We start from the raw sequence: 18,760 nt of genomic DNA, 5'->3' as shown, positions 1-18,760 counted from the left end.
AAAATACAGGTGATTCAACAAATAAAGGCAGGAAATCCAACAGTATCTCCTGCCTTTTTCTATTTTGGTTGTGCCTGATAGAGATCAAGGTAAGTTTGAAATTGAAAATTTTGTGCATTAATTATTTGCGACAGGGTTCAAATTGGTGCAATGTGTACCGCCTGTAGCGGAGTCGGAAAGGAAAAGGAGGACCTAGAAACTCCCGCTTTAATAATGATAAAGGCGGTAAACACACAATGAATGCAAGCAGACAGTCCGAATGGCTGGGTCATCCTCGCGGTCTGTTCCTCCTCTGTGGCACAGAGCTGTGGGAACGCTTCTCCTTCTATGCAATGCGCGCCATCCTGGTGCTTTACCTCACAGATAAAACCATTAACGGCGGTCTCGGATGGACGACACAAGACGCGCTGAACCTCTACGGTATTTATACCGGACTTGTTTACCTGACGCCTGTTCTTGGCGGCTGGATTGCTGATAATTTCCTTGGCCAACGACGCTCAATCATAGTGGGTGGTGCGCTCATGGCAATTGGTCAGTTTACACTGGCATTGCCAAATAGCTTTATCGACCCGTTTGAACTTCAGGCATTCTACGTCGGTCTGGCGTTTCTGATTATCGGTAACGGTCTGTTTAAGCCAAACATTTCCACCATGGTAGGACACCTTTACAACGAAGGTGACAACCGCCGTGACGGTGCGTTTACCATTTTCTACATGGGCATCAACCTGGGTTCATTGCTGGCAGGCATTATTGCCGGTACGGCTTCCATGCATTACGGCTGGAAAGCAGGTTTCCTGTGTGCGGGTGTCGGCATGCTGATGTCGCTGGTGATTCAACTGGTGTTTGCGAACCGTGTTCTTGGCAGCATCGGCATTGAACCAGCGGCAAAAGCACACATGAATAAAACCGGCACGAACGGGAAACAACCATTAACCAAGGTGGAACGCGACCGTTTGAAGGTGATCGTGGTGATGAGCCTGTTTGTGATCATTTTCTGGGCGGGCTTTGAGCAAGCGGGTGGTCTGATGAACATCTATTCGCAGGAATACACCAATCGTATGCTGGGTAGCTTTGAGGTGCCAGCAGCCTGGTTCCAGTCATTGAATCCGATGTTCATCATCATTCTTGCGCCATTGCTGGCGGTGTTCTGGCGTCGCCTTGGTGCGAACGAGCCAAGTTCTCCGATTAAGTTTGCAATGGCAATGGGCTTCTTGTCCCTGGGCTTTGTCTGCATGGTAGGTGCAGCAATGCAGCAGGGTGGGGATATGGCTGTAAAGGCTTCTATGTGGTGGTTGGTTGGGGCCTATTTCTTCCACACATTGGGTGAGCTGTGTTTATCGCCTATCGGACTTTCTCTGATTACTAAGCTGGCACCTCTGCGTCTGATGTCTGTGATGATGGGTACCTGGTTCTGTGCCAACGCAGTAGCAAACTATGTGGCAGGCTTTATTGGCAGCCATGTTGGCGATGCTGGCCCACTGGCTATCTTCGGTGGTATTGCCGTCACTTCAGCGATTGCTGGCCTGCTTCTAATCCTATGTTCAACCAAGTTGGTTGATTGGATGCATGGTGCAGAAGGAAACAAACAGGATTCTGACGAAAGCCTGACAGAAAAGCCTGTTGTCGCGGCCTAATATTAACTAAGCCAATAGCATGTCTGGAAAAGCCATCGGTCGATGGCTTTTCTGTTGATATCGCCGTACAGCCCTGTGAAAACGTCACATACGGCGTACGGTTTCATACCATAATCACTCAAGAGTACTGCTTTTCACGTAGTGCTTTTCTAATGCCTGTTCGTCATTTTCTAAAAAACAGTTAAGACCACTTCCACCCTCAGCCTTATATTAAGTACTAATTGCACTTCAGACGCTTGCTGTGGTGCCCTCATTCAGCCAACCTGATATCGCTTTGAAACAGCGGCACCAATGCTTTGCGAACGAAAGGTGCCCATCATTCGAGATTCATCAATAGGACAACTATTCGGAGTTAAAGCCATACCTGTTGTGAAACAGGGACGGAAAGTTTCGGGTCTCAGGGTTGTTGGTGGTACTGAGACGGCCGGACTGCCTCTTGCTTTGGTTAGCTAAAAGAGGGACAACAAATGTCTAATATTATCGGTACTTCAAACGGCGAGACACTTAACGGCACTTTGGGAGATGACTATATCGAAGGTCGTGGTGGTGACGATACTATCTATGGTGATGTAGGTAGCTCATCGGGCAATGGCAACACTGGCGCTGTTTTTGTACTTGGCGATGACTTCACTGCTTCAAGTGGCGAATTCCACACTTTCAATTTCCCACCAACGCTTAATTTCTCAGGTTCTACGACCAGCGTAACGTTTAATGATGACGACGCTAAGCTCGATGGCGATGATCGTTGTAACGAGTATTCAGACGATAAAACGCAGACAGTTGAACTGAATGGCAACGAGTACGATGTAAACGTTGACTACCAGCTGAAATACTGTGATTCAGACGGCAACATCTACACATTTGCTGTTGTAGACATCGACGCTGACAACAATGGCAGCCACTACAATAACGTTGGTGAAAACGGCAAAATCCTTATCCAACTGGATGGCCCAGAAATCACTTCTTCAACCAGCATGTCTTACGTTCAGGGCTCTTACGAAAACATCAGCAGCCTGGACTACTCTTCTTTCACTTCTCCTGAAGAAGTTGATCCAAGTGTTGGTGGTGACGACGAGATTTACGCAGGTGACGGTGACGATACTGTGTATGGCCAGGGCGGTGATGATTACATTGAAGGTAACAATGGTCAGGACCAGCTTTTTGGTGGTGACGGTGATGACACCATCTACGGCAACACTGCGTCTCCTAACTTTAGCGACGACCCGAGTGTAAACGTTTTCCAAATGGGCAGTGATTTCACCATGCCTTCAGGCGGTGAGTTCCACACTTTCTGCTTCCCGAACAAACTGTCTTTCGATGGCGGCTCTACCAATGTGACTTTCCAGGATGACGATGGAAAGCTGAATGGTGACGACTACTGCAACGAGTATTCAGATGACAAATCACAAACAGTGACCATCGATGGCAATACTTATTCTGTGAACCTGGATTACACCCTGAAGTACTGTGATTCAGACGGCAACATCTACGAATTTGCCGTGATTGATGTGGATCTGGATGGTAATGGCCACCACTACAACAACCTAAATGAGAACGGTAACCTGCTGCTTCAACTGAGCGGACCTGAAATCACAGATTCTACTGATCTGTCGCTAGTGCCAAACTCATACAGCAACATCAGCTACATCGAGTACGACCAAATTGCTGAAGAGCAAACTCAAGTCTCTAACGATGAAGACTACATTGACGGTGGTAAAGGTAACGACACCATTTACGGTCAATGGGGCGACGATGTGATTTACGGCGGCGAAGGCGACGACGTCATTTACGGTGGTAACTATGGTCAACAAACACTGGATCTGGACCGTGGCCATGACGGTTACTGGGATATCAGCAACGGTGACGCTGTCACGTTGGATCTGTCACACATCACCTCAAGTGCTTCATACAACAACAGCGTGGGTTACTACGTGCTGGATGAGAACGGTAACGTTTTGAAAGCTGTCATCATGGCTGACAACGCGAAACTGGATAACGAAGCACAAGCGATTATCGATGTTGAAGGTGCAGATCGTCTTGGCTTGTTCATCATTCCAGACGGTGATACCAAAGGCTTTGACGAAGGTGAAGTTACCCTAAGTTTTGCTAACGGTAGCCCAGTATTTGGTCAGGGTAGTTTGTCTGCTGGCGGCTATGTATCTGAGCAAGGCAAAAACGGCGACCGTCAGGATCACGAAATCAACTCTGGCGAGAACTCTTGCTGGGAAGACCTGTGGTGTCTGGGTGACAAAGACTTCAATGACGTTGTGATGAAAGTGAACGCGACTCAGGTTGTTGAAGAGAGCGACGCAGATACTATCTACGGTGGTGAAGGTAACGACACGATTTATGGTGGTGACGATGTTGACCACATCATGGGTGGTGTTGGCGATGACATCATCTATGGTGGTGAAGGCGATGACATCATTGAAGGTGGTGAAGGTAACGACACCCTATTCGGTGGTACTGGTAAAGACACCTTGCTGGGCGGTGCTGGTGATGACGTCCTGAATGGTGGTCCAGGCAGCGATGTGACCATCGACGGTGGCGAAGGTGTGGACAGCTACCGTGGTAGTAAGGGTGATGACATACTCATATTCGGTCAGGACGACTTTGTTGGTCTCACCACAACGAACAGCAGCGGTGAAGTGATCAATCAGCACATGTATTACGGTGACACTGGTTTCGATACCATGTTGGTAAAAGGTGACGCTGTTGTCGATTTTACAGGTGTTTCTTACCAGACAGATTCTACCGTAACAGGCAATGTTATGGCGCAAATCGAGGCAGTGGTTGGGGATGAAGGTGACCAGACGGTTATTATCAACCCGAATGCTATCGAGGCACAGTCAGACGTACCAGCTGGTGAAGATGCGGGTACTCCGGATGACTGGGATGGTTTCATTGCTTACCTGGGCGAAGGTGATGATGCACTTGATGTATCTGGCGTGCCTTGGGAGTTTGTTGACGGCGGTACTGTTAACGCACCAATCTCAGCAGAAATGATCAGCTTGATGGGCCTGAACAATACTCAGGTTGGCGAACTGAATGCTTACGTGTTTGAGCACGAAACGCTGGATCGCACCATCACCATTTGGACTGATGCAGAGACAGTCACCCTGAATGGTGAAGACCTGTTCTAAGTCGATGTCTAAGCTTAAAAAAAAAGGGCGACCATTTGGTCGCCCTTTTTTTTAAGCTTGGTTTTTAGGTCTTGGTCTTTAAGTCTTCAATCAAGCGCCCGGCTCGTTTTCCAAATAGAGTACGGTGGCAGCAACCCGCGATTCGACCCCCAGTTTTTTTAAGAGGTTCTTAAGGTGGACTTTCACGGTCGCTTCAGAGATATATAGCGCTTCAGCAATTTGTTTGTTTCTGAGCCCCTTGGCGACTTGATGGAGAATTTGGCGCTCACGTTCTGTCAGCACACTAAGCGGCGAGGTTTGGTCACGGTTCTGTTCCAGAAAATGGCGGACCTGTTCGCTATAAGCTTTTTCTCCTGTCATGGCGAATTTCAGTTGATCCACTAGCTCTTCCGGCTCACCGTCTTTAAGCAAATAACCGTCAGCACCCGCTTGCACAATGGCGTGAATATCGCTTGGACTGTCTGATACTGTCAGAATAACAATGATGGACGTACAGCCATCATTTCTCAGTGCTTTGAGCGTGTCGAGACCAGAGAGGCCTTTCATGTTGAGGTCCAGAATAATCAGGTCTGGTTCATTACGTAGCACTTCAGCAATAGCATCAGCACCATTACTGGCTTCTGAAATGGAAGAAAACTCAGGCTCAAACTTCAGTAACTGCGAAAGACCTTTTCTCATCAGCGGGTGGTCATCGACCAGCAAGACACTCCATGTTTCCATGTGAAAGTTACTCCGGGTTAGTTAAGGTCAAAGGTTAGTGTCACCTGACAGCCTTGAGAGGGCGCTGTGGTGATTTTCAGCTCGCCACCAAGCATGACAGAGCGTTCCTGCATGATGTTTAGCCCATAGTGATCCGGCTTTTCTTCACGTAGTGAGAAGCCAACACCATCGTCGACGATTTCTACACAAGCCTGATGATTGTGCTGGAAACAGCGAACCCTGATGTTAGTCGCCTTCGCGTGTTTGATGGCATTGGCACAGGCTTCACGGATGATTTGCAGAATGTGCATCTGGCGCTGTGCATCCATAGAAAGGGTATCCATTTCTGCAGAAACAGACAGATTTGCATCGGTCTGCGATTGTAAAGCATCAATCATTTCGCGAAGCGCAAGGCCAAAATCAGCATGAGTCAAAGACAGTCTGAATGCGTTTAGCAGTTCCCGCAGCTGATCGTAAGCAATGCGCAATTGCTCGCTGATATCGTCAGCAATCTCTTTGCAGTCAGGCGCATCAATCACTTTTAGATGGCGTTTCAACAAACTCGTTTGAATCTTCAGGTAGGAGAGCGATTGTGCGATTGAATCATGTAGCTCACGCGCCAATGTTGCCCGCTCTTCCATCACGGCGAGGTGCATGGCCTGTTTTTGCGCATGATTATAGTAAACCCCACGGGCAAAAATTGCGGCCAGATTCGAGAGAAGCACATGGTCAACGATATCTATGTTCCCTTGCCATTTGAGCGTTCCAAGTGTTTCTCCATCAAGCTCTAATGGGAGAGAACGCCATTCGTCTTCTGTTGGCTCACCCGCAGAAATTTCCCAGTCTGTCTGGTTTTCATTGTGGGCTTGCAATGCCAGCGCTTCTACACCATCTGCTTTCAAAGTGATGGCTAAGATTTTCTCGAAGCTCTCCCGCGTAAGGAAGGTAGAAGAAAGCTGGGTTGAACAATCATAAAGCACATTGAGTGACTGGTTGGCCTTGGTGAGCTTTTGCGTTTTATTCTCAATTTTCTGCTCTAGGTTGCTGTAGAGGCCTTTTAGTTCATTGGCCATCAAGGCGAAGCTGTTGGACAGCACACCCAATTCATTGTTCTTAACAGGCGGTAATTCGGCATCAAATTCGCGGTTTTGAATCTTCTGGCTGGCTTTCACCAGCATGTTGAGAGGATTCACAATGTGGCGTTGAGTGTAGTGAATAAGAAACAGCACCAACGCCAAGATCAGCCCAAGACCGACGCTGCCCACCAAGGCGAGCACCTGCAGTTTGTTTTCAGAATGCTGCTGAAGGGCATACACAAAACGGTCGATATCATTTACGAATAAACCGACTTGCTCAACGTAAAAACCACGATCTTGGCTCTCCAACTCTGGGCGTAGCAAGATCCAGCGAGAGATGAGCGAGTTATAACGGTCCCGTATTTCCATGGGTACGGCGAAGTTATCCAGAATAACGAGTTCCGGAGAAAGCAGTGACGTTTCGAAGCTTTCGATATGCTCAGGCAGGCGAGGAGAGTCGAGTACGATGTCGTAAGCAATTCTGTAGCTTTGCATTCGCAGTGAGCCAGAGGTATTGATCGCCGCAGCGTCATTCAGGCTGGAAGCAAAGGTAAAGATTGCAAAACCCGTGATAATCACCGCGAGAAAGAGTATGCCAATAAGAGAACGGGCGACGATGGTGGTAACAGATTGTTTTACAGCTATATCTTTCTTTTGAGCACTCATCTTAAGATTCAAGCTTACGATTTTGATTTCATAATGTGAGCCAAATCAATTCGATAAATTGATCTAGCGCAATACCACCCCCTATATACCCCCTAAGAGGTATATATACACCTCTCAATTCTTCATAACGTGGCCTTAATTAAGAAGTAGCTCATGAAATGTGAGCTTTAAGGATTAAGGTCCAAGATGGTCGATACTCGTCGCCGATTCTTTCTGAGAAGTGCAGCAAAAGCAAAGGTTCAGCCTTTGCCATGGATTGCTGACCGCGACAACTTCACTGATCAATGTACCCGCTGTGGTGAATGTCACCTCGTGTGTGAGGAGCAAGTGATCGTGAATGGCGACGGCGGTTTCCCTTCTATCGATTTTTCCAAAGGCGAATGCACCTTCTGCTATGCCTGCGCAGAACAGTGTCCGGAGAAACTTTTCGCCCCTGAAACCGAAAAACCCTGGGAACAGGTCATTACCATTAAGGATTCCTGCCTCACTTTCAAAGGGGTGGAATGCCGCAGTTGCAGCGATGTTTGTGATACGCGCGCCATCCGTTTCCGCCTCACACAAGGGCAAGTCGCCCAACCTCATTTAAATCTTCAGGACTGTACCGGCTGTGGTGCTTGCATTGCGCCTTGTCCTGCAAATGCCATCGCCATGGAGATGACGGGCAATGAATGAATATCACGTAAGCAGTCTGGTGGTTCATGCCGCTGCAGACCAAATCAAAAACGTCACCACAGAGATTGAGAAAATCCCGGGTACAGAAGTGCCTGCTTCCAGCGAAGCCGGAAAGCTGGTGGTGGTGATTGAAGGCTCAAGCCGCGGTGGCTTATTGGACAAGTTTGAACAAATTAAGGCGTTGCCAGGTGTGCTGGCAGCGACGCTTGTATTTCATCAGGTCGAGGAAGAAGAGCCTGAAAATGCATTGGAAGGAGTGGAACGATGAACCTGACACGACGTAAATTTTTAAAGGCAAATGCCGCGGCAGCTGCGGCGAGTGCAGCAGGAGTAACGCTGCCGGTTTCTATTGCTCAGGCTGCTGGGGCAGATGGGCAAGTGAAATGGGATAAAGCACCATGCCGTTTTTGTGGCACGGGCTGTGGCATTCTGGTGGGTACACAGAACGGCCGCGTGGTGGCGTCTCAAGGTGACCCGGAAGCACCGGTAAACCGTGGCCTCAGCTGTGTGAAAGGCTATTTTCTGCCAAAAATCATGTACGGAAGCGATCGTCTTACGCAGCCTTTGCTGCGCAAGAAAGATGGCGTTTACGACAAAGATGGCGAATTCACTCCAGTTAGCTGGGATGAAGCGCTGGATATCATGGCAGATAAGTTCAAAACAGCCATTCAACAAAACGGCCCAACCACAGTGGGCATGTTTGGCTCAGGCCAGTGGACAGTATGGGAAGGTTATGCTGCAGCCAAGCTGATGAAAGCAGGTTTCCTTTCTAACAACATTGACCCGAATGCACGTCACTGCATGGCTTCAGCGGTAGTGGGTTTTATGCGTACCTTTGGTATGGATGAGCCAATGGGTTGTTATGATGACCTGGAGCAAGCAGATGCGTTCGTGCTTTGGGGCTCTAACATGGCTGAGATGCACCCGATTTTGTGGACACGTTTGGCAGATCGCCGTTTGTCTGCAGATCACGTTAAAGTCGCTGTGCTTTCTACCTATGAACACCGCAGTTTTGAGCTGGCTGACAACGGCATTATCTTCACGCCGCAGACAGACCTCGCGATCCTGAACTTTATCGCCAACTACATTATTCAAAACGATAAAGTCGATAAATCTTTCATCGAAAAACACGTGAACTTCCGCAAAGGCGCGACCGATATCGGTTATGGCCTGCGTCCTACTCATCCATTGGAAAAATCTGCAGAGAACGCAGGCAGTGGCGCTTCGGAAGCGATCGACTTTGACACCTTCGCTAAATTTGTTGCTGATTACGACGTGAAGTCGGTTTCTGAGTTGTCTGGCGTACCAGAAGATCAACTGATTGCACTGGCAGAGCTATACGCCAACCCGGAAACCAAAGTGGTTTCTTATTGGACTATGGGCTTCAACCAACACACACGTGGTGTATGGGCAAATAACCTTTGCTACAACATTCACCTGCTGACGGGCAAAATCTCCAAGCCGGGTTGTGGTCCGTTCTCTCTGACCGGTCAACCATCAGCCTGTGGTACAGCGCGTGAAGTGGGTACCTTTGCCCACCGTCTTCCTGCGGACATGGTAGTAGCAAACCCTAAACACCGCGCCATGGCGGAAAAAATCTGGAAACTGCCTGAAGGAACGATTCCACCGAAGCCGGGTTATCACGCTGTTCTGCAAGACCGCATGCTCAAAGACGGTAAGCTGAACGTCTATTGGGTGATGTGTAACAACAACATGCAGGCAGGTCCGAACATTAACGAAGAGCGTCTGCCAGGCTATCGTGACCCCCGAAACTTCATCATTACGTCTGACCCGTATCCAACGGTAACAGCGATGGCATCTGACCTTATTCTGCCAACGGCAATGTGGGTAGAGAAAGAGGGCGCCTATGGTAATGCCGAGCGCCGTACCCAGTTCTGGTATCAGCAAATCAAGGCGCCGGGTGAGGCCAAGTCTGACCTTTGGCAAATTGTTGAGCTGTCTAAACGTATCAAAGTCGGTGAAGTATGGCCTGCGGATCTGGTTGCGAAAATGCCAGAGTACAAAGACAAAACCCTGTTCGACATTTTATTCGCCAATGGGCAAGTCAACGAGTACAAGCTGGATGAAATCCCGGCTGACCGCCTGAACGACGACGCGCGTGATGCTGGCTTCTACATCCAGAAAGGTCTGTTTGAAGAGTACGCGGCATTTGGCCGTGGCAAAGCACACGACCTTGCACCTTTCGAAACCTACCACCAGGCTCGTGGTCTTCGCTGGCCAGTCGTAGACGGCAAAGAAACCCTATGGCGTTACGCAGAAGGTCACGACCCATACGTGAATGCCGGAGAAGGTTTTGCGTTCTACGGTAAGCCTGACAAGAAAGCGGTGATTTTCGCATTGCCTTTCGAACCGGCTGCGGAAGAGCCGGATGAAGAATACGACCTGTGGCTGTCAACGGGACGTGTGTTGGAACATTGGCATACCGGCACGATGACCCGCCGCGTTCCAGAGCTTTACAAAGCGTATCCGGATGCAGTGGTCTACATGCACCCACTGGATGCAAAACGCCGTGGTCTGCGCCGTGGAGATGCGGTGAGAGTGATTTCGCGCCGGGGTGAGGTAGCAACACATGTTGAAACCCGTGGGCGTAACCGCGTACCGGAAGGGTTAGTGTTTATGCCGTTCTTTGATGCCGGACAGCTGGTTAACAAGCTGACGCTGGATGCGACCGACCCACTTTCTAAAGAAACAGACTTCAAGAAAGCGGCCGTGAAGGTTGTGAAGGCGTAACGACAACTTATCCGGGCTGTGCTGTGGGGAGGTTACCCGCAGCACACTGAAAGAATTTGATTCGAAAGGATCCGACAATGAAAAAGAAAATCTCTATTTCCCTTATTGTTGCAGCGCTCTTGAGTTCTGTCGCCATTGCTGAAGTCACTTCATTGCGTGGTGATCAGGAGATTGGCGCGAACAATGAAGTGCCAAAAATCAAAGCGGTACCCAAACATCAGGAACGCTTTGCGCTGAACTACGTAAACCAGCCACCAATGGTGCCTCATTCAGTGGAAGGCTATCAGGTCAACCAATCTAACAATGCTTGTCTGCAGTGCCATGACGTGGATGTTTACCGTAAAACGGGAGCACCGCGAGTCAGCCCTACCCACTTTATGGATCGTGACAACAAGGTGCTGACTGATGTATCGCCGCGCCGTTATTTCTGTCTTCAGTGCCATGTACCTCAGGTGCAGGCTGAAGAGCTGGTTGAGAACGAGTTTGTTCCAGCCGGTAAGTTTGGCCAGTAGGGGGTGACGATGAAACTACCGGGATTCATCACCAAATTCTGGACCTGGTTCAGAACACCGAGTGGCTTGGCTATCGGTACGGTGCTGACACTGGGCTTCATTGCGGGGATCATTTTCTGGGGTGGCTTTAACACCGGGATGGAAATGACGAACCGCGAGGAGTTTTGTATCGGCTGTCACGAGATGCAAGATAACGTTTATCAGGAGTACGTAGGAACCATTCACTACAGCAACCGAAGCGGTGTCAGGGCAACGTGTCCAGACTGCCACGTGCCAAAAGAGTGGGGCCCGAAAATGATACGTAAAATCCAGGCAAGTAAGGAACTCTATGCAAAAGCGTTTGGTATTGTTGATACACCTCAAAAATTTGAAGATCACCGACTAGAAATGGCTACCCGAGAGTGGAACCGAATGAAGGCAAACGACTCTCAAGAATGTAGGAACTGTCATAACTTCGAATTTATGGATTTCAGCGCACAGAAATCAGTTGCAGCTAACGTGCATGACAAAGCAGAAGAAGCGGGACAAACCTGTATCGACTGTCACAAAGGTATTGCGCATAAACTGCCACGAAACCACGACGCGTCTAAAGATTTTCAGTTTTAACTTGCCAACGGGCCAGCGGACGTTTTTGCTGGCCCCCATTTTTTCATAGGGGCTGTTGACCTTTGGTGGTTAAATTTTGTTCTCGCTATAAGCGTTTTAGGCGCGGCGAGGTGTGTGCTGCCTAGTCATTCTAAGCAAATACACCTCAACAAAGCATAAAACGCTTAGAGCAGAACCCTTCGGGCAGCGTTTGTGGGAAATTTCTGCTGCGTTATCAGCTTCTCATGTAGGCTAGCTACACATCGAAGCTTCTGCCTTGCATAAAATCCCCACAAACTGCTGCAAAAATCATCACCAAAGGTCATCAGCCCCTTATGCTGCACGCTTCCACAGCATATGACAGAACTTCTGTTCCGGGTCGCGGCTTATTAGCATACGCACCAACACATCGTCCAGTGTATCGCCAGAAGTCAGGCCAATGCGGATTTCAACAAACACTTCGCGGTCTACTTCAAACGCCACGTGGCCTTCCCAATCGCTTTCTGCTTCTACGGCAACGCCGGCGCCTTCTTCATCGAAGCGTTCTTGATAAGCCAGCATGTCATCGTATTCGAGATTGTCCTCTGCCATTTCGTAGAAGATCTCAAAGGCAGTGTCGAGTGTTTCGTCAATTGACAGTAAAGGCGTTTCCATGGAGGTCTCTCAGGATTTCTGAATTTGTGTCATTACACCACGGTGTTAGCGAATTCCCAATCATCACAACACGTGATTGCTCAGAAAGGCAGCGATAAATCACTCGATTTCATATTGGAACCAGCACCTTGGGCTTCTTTGGGTATATACTAAATTCCACGGAAATAGAACCACCATTCCTCGTAAAATTTGCCTCGAATTGAACGCATTGATGACCTCTGAATGCGAGCATCTTCAGGTCGTTTGGGTATAGAATATAGAAAACTAAAGCTGCCCGAACGAGGACATGCCTTTGTACAAGAACAAGCCGCGTGGTGGCCTGTTACCTGAGTTGGATAACGAGAGACCGTTTCAACCTGTTTATGTTGAACCCATTGCCGCCGCCGTGCGCCAAATTCAATCTGCTATGGGCGCTGAGCTTTTTCACAGCCTTTATCTTTCTGGCGATGTGGCAAGGAGGGAGGCGGGGGAGACCGCTGATCTCTCACTACTGTTTGTCTGCACGCGTGCTTTAAATGTGCAGGAATATGCGGCGTTAAACACTGTTCGCTGGCGTATTGAACAATCCAGCGACGCGATAAAACGTGTGCTTATTGATGTCGTACCACTGAAAGAAGTGACTAATTTGGCCAATATTTTCCGTTGGGGCTTTTTTCTCAAACACTGCGCTGTTTGCCTTAGCGGAGATAATCTCAGCAAGAGCTTCGGACACTTTGAAGTAAGCTGGGAAGTGTCGAAGGCCATGAATGATGATTTAGCAGTCAGACTGAAGGACCTGCGCCATAAGATTGCTATTGCAACCAAGTGGGGACCACAACTGGATGCGGCACAGGAAGCCGCAGAGCGACTTATCAGAGCAAGCTTTGGGCTGGTGGCACATAAAGAGCGGAAATGGGAGTTTGACTTGAAGCCCGCATCAGAGGCGTTTCTTAGTCATTACCCCGATAAGTTATTGGAAATAGAACGCCTTTTCTATTTGATTGAGCGTAAACCTGTGAAGAAACGTGCCGTTGTTGCTTTGATGGATGGCTTTAGTGCATGGGTGGAATCGGAATATGCAAAAATTAACCGCAAGATTGGATAAATATTCATTTATGTGAATGCGCTAAATGATAAAAAAACCGACCTGATAAAGGTCGGTTTTTTTGTTCTTAAACTTAGTGTATTTTACAGGTCATTAACAATTAATGCGTTAAATATATACAATAAATGACTCTAAAATGGTCAATCAAACCTTGTTGGTGAATTTATTCAATATAAATGACTATTTATTGTTTACATGCAAAACAGGTTGCATTAACCTTGCGCTCAATTAGTCACTTTTAGTGAATATCTATTTCGCTCAACGCATTGCTCAGGAAGTTTCGCCATGCAAAAAACAGAAGAACTACAAACGTCGTCTTCATCAACACGGAATCTGTTGATGTTCCTGATCCCATCTCTGCTGGGCGTCTTGCTGTTTATGACACCTGTAATGATTGATGGCGGTTTCACTATTCCAATCGCTGTTTTAGCTAAATCATTCCTTGGTTTACTAGGCCAAAGTGCCACTATCGTTGTCACCAGCATTATTCTGGTTAGTGCCATTGGCTCGGTCCTGGCGCTTGCAACAAAGCCTCGTTTTATTATTGAATCAAAATTCCTGTCAGGCCTCTTTTTAGCGACTCCAGTCTGGTTGACAGTGCGTTTGTTGGGTGCGGCGTTTGTACTGATGGCCTTTTTCGGCTTCGGTCCAGAGCATGTGATTGGTGGTGCGACTGGCGGCTTTGTGCTGGCAGATCTTCTACCGACACTGCTTTCAGTGTTCGTTTTCGCGGGCCTTTTCCTGCCACTGCTGACTAATTTTGGTCTGTTGGAGCTGATTGGTACTTTCATGACTAAAATCATGCGTCCTTTGTTCGGATTACCAGGTCGTTCAGCGGTTGACTGTGCAAGCTCTTGGTTAGGTGACGGCAGCGTAGCTATCCTGATGTCGAGCAAGCAATATGAGCAGGGCTACTACACCGAACGTGAAGCGGCAATTGTTGGTACCACGTTCTCAGTTGTTTCTATCAGCTTCAGCTTGGTGGTGATCGCTCAGGTTGGTCTTGAGCATATGTTTGTACCTTTCTACCTGACAGTTTGTCTGGCGGGTTTCGTAGCGGCTATTGTTGTGCCTCGTCTTCCTCCTCTTTGCTGGAAAAAGAATACCTTGGTCAACGGCGAAGAGAAAACGTTCGAGCACGAGACGCTGCCAGAAGGTGAAAACCTGTTCTCGTACGGCGTGAAAAGCGCAGTGAACCGCGCTTCTCACATCCGCTCTTTGGGTGATGTTCTGAAAGAAGGCTTCCAAAACGCCGCAGACATGGTGTTCGGGGTACTGCCAGTGGTAATGGCAATTGGCACGTCTGCGCTGATCATCGCGGAATACACGCCAGTATTCACGATTCTGGGTATGCCTTTTGTTCCTCTGCTGGAAATGCTGCAGATCCCTGAAGCTGTCGCAGCGTCAGAAACCATGCTGATTGGTATTGCGGATATGTTCATTCCGGCTGTTCTTGCAGCGAATATTGATAACGAAATGACGCGTTTCGTTGTGGCAACACTGTCAGTTACCCAGTTGATTTACATGTCTGAAGTGGGTGCACTGCTGCTGGGCAGTAAGATCCCGGTGAAGGTTTGGGAACTGGTGATGATTTTTATTCTGCGTACTCTGGTAACTCTGCCAGTGATAGCGGGTGTTGCCCACATCATCTTCTAAGTGAAATCAAGAAAGAAAAGGCGGTCTAAGTGACCGCCTTTTTTATTTGATGTGTTCTATGTTCTCTTCGCTAACGGGCTCCGTCGATTCTTGCTCCACACTATCAGGTGGCATCATATTTTTCCCAGCGTCCACCGATGGCCTAAAAGCAAAAAAGCGACCACAGATTGGGTCGCTTATGATCAAACATTGAGGGAGTTCAGCTCGTGCCTTCGCAAGTTTTGTCTTTACCTATGCAGGCTGCTTTCTTCTTCATCTGCTGACGTTCCATTTCAGCCGCCTCTTTGGCCGCTTCGTGTTCCATTTTGTCCATGTCACGTTTTGCTTCTTGTTCTAGTTTTTTCAATTCGCGTACACGTTCCTGCTCAACTTTCTCTGCTTGTGTCGCTGGGGCATCTGCATTAGCTGAATATGGGAAGACAACGAGAAGTGATGATATAAGGACAAGGTTTCGTAAGTTCATCGTATTTCTCCTAAATATTTTAAGCCCGGACAGCTAAACATTGCCTGGGAACATCTTGTGGCCTTCTCTTGACGGATTGAGTACAAGGTTTATTAGCCACACATAAAATACCTATTCGAAGAGTGTACGCTGCGTCTCAATTTTAATATTGAATTTAAGGTTATTCTGATTCGTCCCTGCTTCAAGGTTCAAATAAAGACAAGCGCGCGGACTCAAGTTCATTGAATTCAGCACTTTCAGTTTGTTTGGGCAATCGAGGTATCGTTCAGGAGAATGGAAAAAAATAATGAAAATCATTCTATTACATGGATTGTATATGCATGGCGTAGCCATGATCCCTTTGGAAAAGCGTTTAACAGATGCGGGCCACACCGTGCTGAATATCTCTTACAACACCGTTATGCCAAACCTCAAAGCTTTGTTTGGTGAGATGGATACTTTCATTGATGGTGAGGGGACAGCCATTGTGGGGCACTCGATGGGAGGCGTAATCACCCGCGCTTATCTGGAGAACGAGAGCGAGATGTCCAAGTACGTGAAAACCGTGATTACACTGGGCACGCCTCACAAAGGCTCTAAAGTGGCGGCATTTTTCCAAGAGATTGGTATCAGCGATTTTATGTTTCAGGAATCCAGTCGATTCTTGTTGCCCGATTATGAACCTACATGGCCTGAAGGTTCGACCTTATACAGCATTGCAGGTGATATGCGTATTGGCCCGGCTGCAGTGCTGGTTAGAAGTGAGGAATCGGACGGTACCGTGCTCATCGATGAGACCAAGATTGACGGTATGGCTAGTCACGAAGTTTTTCCGTTAACGCATACTGCGTTAATTTTTGCGAAAAGGGTGGCTGATAGAATCATCGAGATCTTGGCATAAAGCACTTTTTAAAGGGCTAACACGCACAATCAATAAAGGGACGGTTTCTGAATCTCTTTGCTGCTATTGTGTCATTGCAATCATTGGAATGGCGTAGGGGATTCCATTGATTGCAGTTGGCAAAGAAAAAGGCGACATGAGGTCGCCTTTTTAGGTCGTATAAGAATCTAGTATTTCAGTAAGCTTTCTGAAGACTTAGCATTTGCCCATTTATCAACGAACGCGCCATCTGGGTCGTAGACTTCGGTTTGCTTTTCAAGATTGAAGCGACGTTGACCGCGAGGGTCTGCACCGACACCCGCCAGATACTGCCAATTGCCATAGTTGGTGGCGACATCAAAATCGATGAGTTGTTGTTCGAAGTAAGCAGCGCCAAAACGCCAATCTACCCCCAGTTCATTAACCAGACAGGAAGCGACAATCTGACGACCGCGGTTAGACATGTAGCCGGTTTGATTGAGTTGGCGCATGCAGGCATTCACGATTGGGTACTCGGTGGTGCCTTGTTCCCACGCTTTGTAATTCTGACAATAGTAAGTCGTCAGCGGGCGTTTGTTCTTAATTCCTTCAAACGCAAACATGCTGGCTCCGTGGTAGTGCATCATCCACTGGAAGTACTCGCGCCAAAGTAGCTCAGAATACATTGACTGCGTTGAATCAGAGCGGCCATGGCGGTATTCGTAGTTATCTAATTCTGCCGCAACAATGCGGGGGGAAATGGAACCGTTTGCCAGCCATGCGGATAACCGGGAGGAAAATTGCCATCCATCCAGACCATTACGGGTTTCTTTGTAATTTTTCAGGCCTTGGGTTTTCCAGAAAAACTGATTAAGTTGCACCATGCCTGAATCTTCACCGCCATGGTATGGCGTTAAGTCATACACAAACTCTTGACCACCCCAGATATCGCGTCGTTCATCAATATGTTTGGGTAGAGAATCCGGAGCGCTAATAGGAATGCAGGGCAGGATGTTTTGCTTTTCTACATGCTTCCTGAATTGGCTGAACGTTTGTGGGTAAGAGGCTTTGTCAAAAGTGAGTTGGCTACGGAGGAAGAGTGAGAAGCTTTCGCTTACGCTGACTTCACAGCTTAGCGTTCGAGACAGATAAGCGACCTGTTGGCGCTCATACACGCCTGGATGATCAGTGACAGCCACTAAATCGATTCGGTGTTTCTTGCAAAGATCAGGGATGACCTGAAGAGGGTTCCCGACTTTCACCACCAGTCGTTGTTTGCGCTTTTTTAGTTCGCGCTCAAGTGCGCGCAGAGATTGGTATAGGAACTCTTCCCTGAATCTTCCCAGATGTCGCGATTGATAATGTGCGGGTCTAAACCATTCTGGGTCAATCACGTATACCATGAGGGCTTCGTTGCAGCGGCGGGAGAGGGCGACGAGTGCGGGATTGTCTGCCAATCGTAAATCGTGTCTAAACCATATAAGCCCTTTCATACCGTCTCTCCTTAGTCATTAAACATTGCGAATAGAAGGGTGGTTTTCTTGTTGGCGGTGTCACCTCCTCACTATGTAGTACGCAATAAAACGTCAACGGAGTGCAGACGATTATACAGATGAGATGCATGTCTCACTGTTAAAGCTTAGCGCAGCATGAATAAAATCAAGAAGTGGCGGGAGTGAAATGTGTGCGAGATCAACTTGATGCAAAACGGCTATTTTTTCCCGGCTAGACAAGTGACAGCAATTTTTACGGTTTAGCTGAGTTTAGTACCCTAAATTGATACTTTTTCCCGAAACACTGAATAATAATGAGTTGAGTTTTACGAAGGTGATTATAAGTCTGTCAGACTTTTTAACGGTTTTCTTCCGAATGTAGTCATGCCGGGATTAACAGAACGGTTCATATCACTATATTGGGAATGATTATCGTTGAAGTTAATACGGATAAGATCAATGAGTGTGACTGGGCTAGAGCTATCAGGTTTTGTTCGCCAAGCGCTGCTGGGCGTATCGGGGATTCGTGAAGAAATCGACAACGAGCGCGTGTATTTCTATCAGCACGACCGTTTGTTCAGCATTGTTGATGACGAAGGTTTGCAATTCGTTGTTGGTGACGAATGTATGAAAGAAGCGTTGCGACGCCCGGGAGCATTCCTGGAACAGCCAAGTGGTAAGCGTTGCAAAGGCGTCATTCGTGTAACGCCAGACAAATGCACAGAAACCGATTTGGATTTCTGGCTATTATTGGCGTTGCCAACCAATCAGGGAACGATTGATCCTATTGTTCTTCATTGAGCTTTTGCTTGTTAAAGCGTAAAGCGAAAAGCA

At 47.9% G+C, this 18,760-nt stretch carries 15 protein-coding genes, 1 pseudogene and 1 riboswitch; of the genes and pseudogenes, 11 read left to right on the top strand and 5 right to left on the bottom strand.

Translation table 11 applies throughout. From position 1 onward, the window contains the following. Positions 1-236: 236 nt before the first annotated feature. Positions 237-1,634 (top strand): peptide MFS transporter, encoded by a 1,398-nt coding sequence (locus GCE9029_RS06275; protein WP_062661800.1) that lies wholly within the window; start codon positions 237-239, stop codon positions 1,632-1,634. Between the two features lie 347 nt (positions 1,635-1,981). Further along, a riboswitch (cyclic di-GMP riboswitch) is annotated at positions 1,982-2,071 on the top strand. 30 nt (positions 2,072-2,101) lie between these two features. Then, positions 2,102-4,777 carry a calcium-binding protein gene (locus GCE9029_RS06270; RefSeq protein WP_062661798.1) on the top strand — a complete coding sequence of 892 codons (2,676 nt, stop codon included), beginning with the start codon at positions 2,102-2,104 and terminating at the stop codon, positions 4,775-4,777. 90 nt (positions 4,778-4,867) lie between these two features. Here GCE9029_RS06270 and GCE9029_RS06265 read toward each other — a convergent pair whose 3' ends face one another. Both GCE9029_RS06265 and narQ read right to left on the bottom strand, forming a co-directional pair. Next, positions 4,868-5,497, bottom strand: coding sequence for a response regulator (locus tag GCE9029_RS06265; RefSeq protein WP_062661796.1), 630 nt, complete (start codon positions 5,495-5,497; stop codon positions 4,868-4,870). 17 nt (positions 5,498-5,514) lie between these two features. After that, positions 5,515-7,218: a nitrate/nitrite two-component system sensor histidine kinase NarQ gene (gene narQ / locus GCE9029_RS06260; protein WP_062661795.1), complete on the bottom strand. Its 1,704-nt coding sequence runs from the start codon at positions 7,216-7,218 to the stop codon at positions 5,515-5,517. 186 nt (positions 7,219-7,404) lie between these two features. Between narQ and napF the strand changes: the two genes are divergently transcribed. The 5 genes from napF (at position 7,405) to napC (ending at position 11,759) form a co-directional block, all read left to right on the top strand. Next, positions 7,405-7,890 carry a ferredoxin-type protein NapF gene (napF, locus tag GCE9029_RS06255; RefSeq protein WP_062661793.1) on the top strand — a complete coding sequence of 162 codons (486 nt, stop codon included), beginning with the start codon at positions 7,405-7,407 and terminating at the stop codon, positions 7,888-7,890. Further along, positions 7,883-8,158 (top strand): chaperone NapD, encoded by a 276-nt coding sequence (locus GCE9029_RS06250; RefSeq protein WP_062661791.1) that lies wholly within the window; start codon positions 7,883-7,885, stop codon positions 8,156-8,158. Before napF ends, GCE9029_RS06250 begins: the two co-directional genes overlap by 8 nt. Continuing rightward, on the top strand, positions 8,155-10,641 hold the full coding sequence (napA, locus tag GCE9029_RS06245) for a nitrate reductase catalytic subunit NapA (RefSeq protein ID WP_062661789.1): 2,487 nt from the start codon (positions 8,155-8,157) through the stop codon (positions 10,639-10,641). The genes GCE9029_RS06250 and napA overlap by 4 nt, the downstream gene beginning before the upstream one ends. A 77-nt stretch (positions 10,642-10,718) precedes the next feature. After that, positions 10,719-11,153, top strand: coding sequence for a nitrate reductase cytochrome c-type subunit (locus GCE9029_RS06240; RefSeq protein ID WP_062661787.1), 435 nt, complete (start codon positions 10,719-10,721; stop codon positions 11,151-11,153). A 9-nt stretch (positions 11,154-11,162) separates the two neighbouring features. Further along, on the top strand, positions 11,163-11,759 hold the full coding sequence (gene napC / locus GCE9029_RS06235; RefSeq protein WP_062661786.1) for a cytochrome c-type protein NapC: 597 nt from the start codon (positions 11,163-11,165) through the stop codon (positions 11,757-11,759). Between the two features lie 312 nt (positions 11,760-12,071). Here napC and GCE9029_RS06230 read toward each other — a convergent pair whose 3' ends face one another. Beyond that, positions 12,072-12,392, bottom strand: a complete 321-nt coding sequence (locus tag GCE9029_RS06230) for an HI1450 family dsDNA-mimic protein (RefSeq protein WP_062661784.1) — start codon at positions 12,390-12,392, stop codon at positions 12,072-12,074. 292 nt (positions 12,393-12,684) lie between these two features. Here GCE9029_RS06230 and GCE9029_RS06225 point away from each other — a divergent pair, with 292 nt between their 5' ends. Together GCE9029_RS06225 and GCE9029_RS06220 are read left to right on the top strand one after the other, a co-directional pair. Further along, the gene (locus GCE9029_RS06225; RefSeq protein WP_062663146.1) at positions 12,685-13,476 is read left to right on the top strand and encodes a hypothetical protein; all 792 of its coding nucleotides are present in this window, start codon (positions 12,685-12,687) and stop codon (positions 13,474-13,476) included. A gap of 339 nt (positions 13,477-13,815) precedes the next feature. Beyond that, positions 13,816-15,132: a YjiH family protein gene (locus GCE9029_RS06220; RefSeq protein WP_062663145.1), complete on the top strand. Its 1,317-nt coding sequence runs from the start codon at positions 13,816-13,818 to the stop codon at positions 15,130-15,132. A gap of 199 nt (positions 15,133-15,331) precedes the next feature. Here the strand turns inward: GCE9029_RS06220 and GCE9029_RS06215 are convergent, their stop codons facing one another. Then, the gene (locus tag GCE9029_RS06215) at positions 15,332-15,595 is read right to left on the bottom strand and encodes a hypothetical protein (RefSeq protein ID WP_062661782.1); all 264 of its coding nucleotides are present in this window, start codon (positions 15,593-15,595) and stop codon (positions 15,332-15,334) included. Positions 15,596-15,809: 214 nt separating this feature from the next. Here GCE9029_RS06215 and GCE9029_RS06205 point away from each other — a divergent pair. Then, positions 15,810-16,475 (top strand): annotated as a pseudogene (locus GCE9029_RS06205) (esterase/lipase family protein); the annotation flags it as partial. 167 nt (positions 16,476-16,642) lie between these two features. On the opposite strand, the gene GCE9029_RS06200 reads toward GCE9029_RS06205, so the two are convergent. Then, the gene (locus GCE9029_RS06200; protein WP_062661777.1) at positions 16,643-17,926 is read right to left on the bottom strand and encodes a DASH family cryptochrome; all 1,284 of its coding nucleotides are present in this window, start codon (positions 17,924-17,926) and stop codon (positions 16,643-16,645) included. A gap of 459 nt (positions 17,927-18,385) precedes the next feature. Here GCE9029_RS06200 and GCE9029_RS06195 point away from each other — a divergent pair, with 459 nt between their 5' ends. After that, a complete protein-coding gene (locus GCE9029_RS06195) occupies positions 18,386-18,727 on the top strand; it encodes a hypothetical protein (protein WP_157487776.1) in 342 nt (113 codons plus the stop codon). Positions 18,728-18,760 lie beyond the last annotated feature (33 nt).

Source organism: Grimontia celer, from assembly GCF_900055185.1.
Classification (GTDB): Bacteria; Pseudomonadota; Gammaproteobacteria; order Enterobacterales; family Vibrionaceae; genus Enterovibrio; species Enterovibrio celer.
Note: the sequence above shows the minus strand (reverse complement) of the source record. Positions and strands in the feature narration are given on the sequence as shown.

Coding starts and splice junctions, on each gene's coding strand:
- GCE9029_RS06275 (WP_062661800.1), top strand. CDS start 237: ATGAATGCAAGCAGACAGTCCGAATGGCTGGGTCATCCTCGCGGTCTG.
- GCE9029_RS06270 (WP_062661798.1), top strand. CDS start 2,102: ATGTCTAATATTATCGGTACTTCAAACGGCGAGACACTTAACGGCACT.
- GCE9029_RS06265 (WP_062661796.1), bottom strand. CDS start 5,497: ATGGAAACATGGAGTGTCTTGCTGGTCGATGACCACCCGCTGATGAGA.
- narQ (WP_062661795.1), bottom strand. CDS start 7,218: ATGAGTGCTCAAAAGAAAGATATAGCTGTAAAACAATCTGTTACCACC.
- napF (WP_062661793.1), top strand. CDS start 7,405: ATGGTCGATACTCGTCGCCGATTCTTTCTGAGAAGTGCAGCAAAAGCA.
- GCE9029_RS06250 (WP_062661791.1), top strand. CDS start 7,883: ATGAATGAATATCACGTAAGCAGTCTGGTGGTTCATGCCGCTGCAGAC.
- napA (WP_062661789.1), top strand. CDS start 8,155: ATGAACCTGACACGACGTAAATTTTTAAAGGCAAATGCCGCGGCAGCT.
- GCE9029_RS06240 (WP_062661787.1), top strand. CDS start 10,719: ATGAAAAAGAAAATCTCTATTTCCCTTATTGTTGCAGCGCTCTTGAGT.
- napC (WP_062661786.1), top strand. CDS start 11,163: ATGAAACTACCGGGATTCATCACCAAATTCTGGACCTGGTTCAGAACA.
- GCE9029_RS06230 (WP_062661784.1), bottom strand. CDS start 12,392: ATGGAAACGCCTTTACTGTCAATTGACGAAACACTCGACACTGCCTTT.
- GCE9029_RS06220 (WP_062663145.1), top strand. CDS start 13,816: ATGTTCCTGATCCCATCTCTGCTGGGCGTCTTGCTGTTTATGACACCT.
- GCE9029_RS06215 (WP_062661782.1), bottom strand. CDS start 15,595: ATGAACTTACGAAACCTTGTCCTTATATCATCACTTCTCGTTGTCTTC.
- GCE9029_RS06200 (WP_062661777.1), bottom strand. CDS start 17,926: ATGAAAGGGCTTATATGGTTTAGACACGATTTACGATTGGCAGACAAT.
- GCE9029_RS06195 (WP_157487776.1), top strand. CDS start 18,386: ATGAGTGTGACTGGGCTAGAGCTATCAGGTTTTGTTCGCCAAGCGCTG.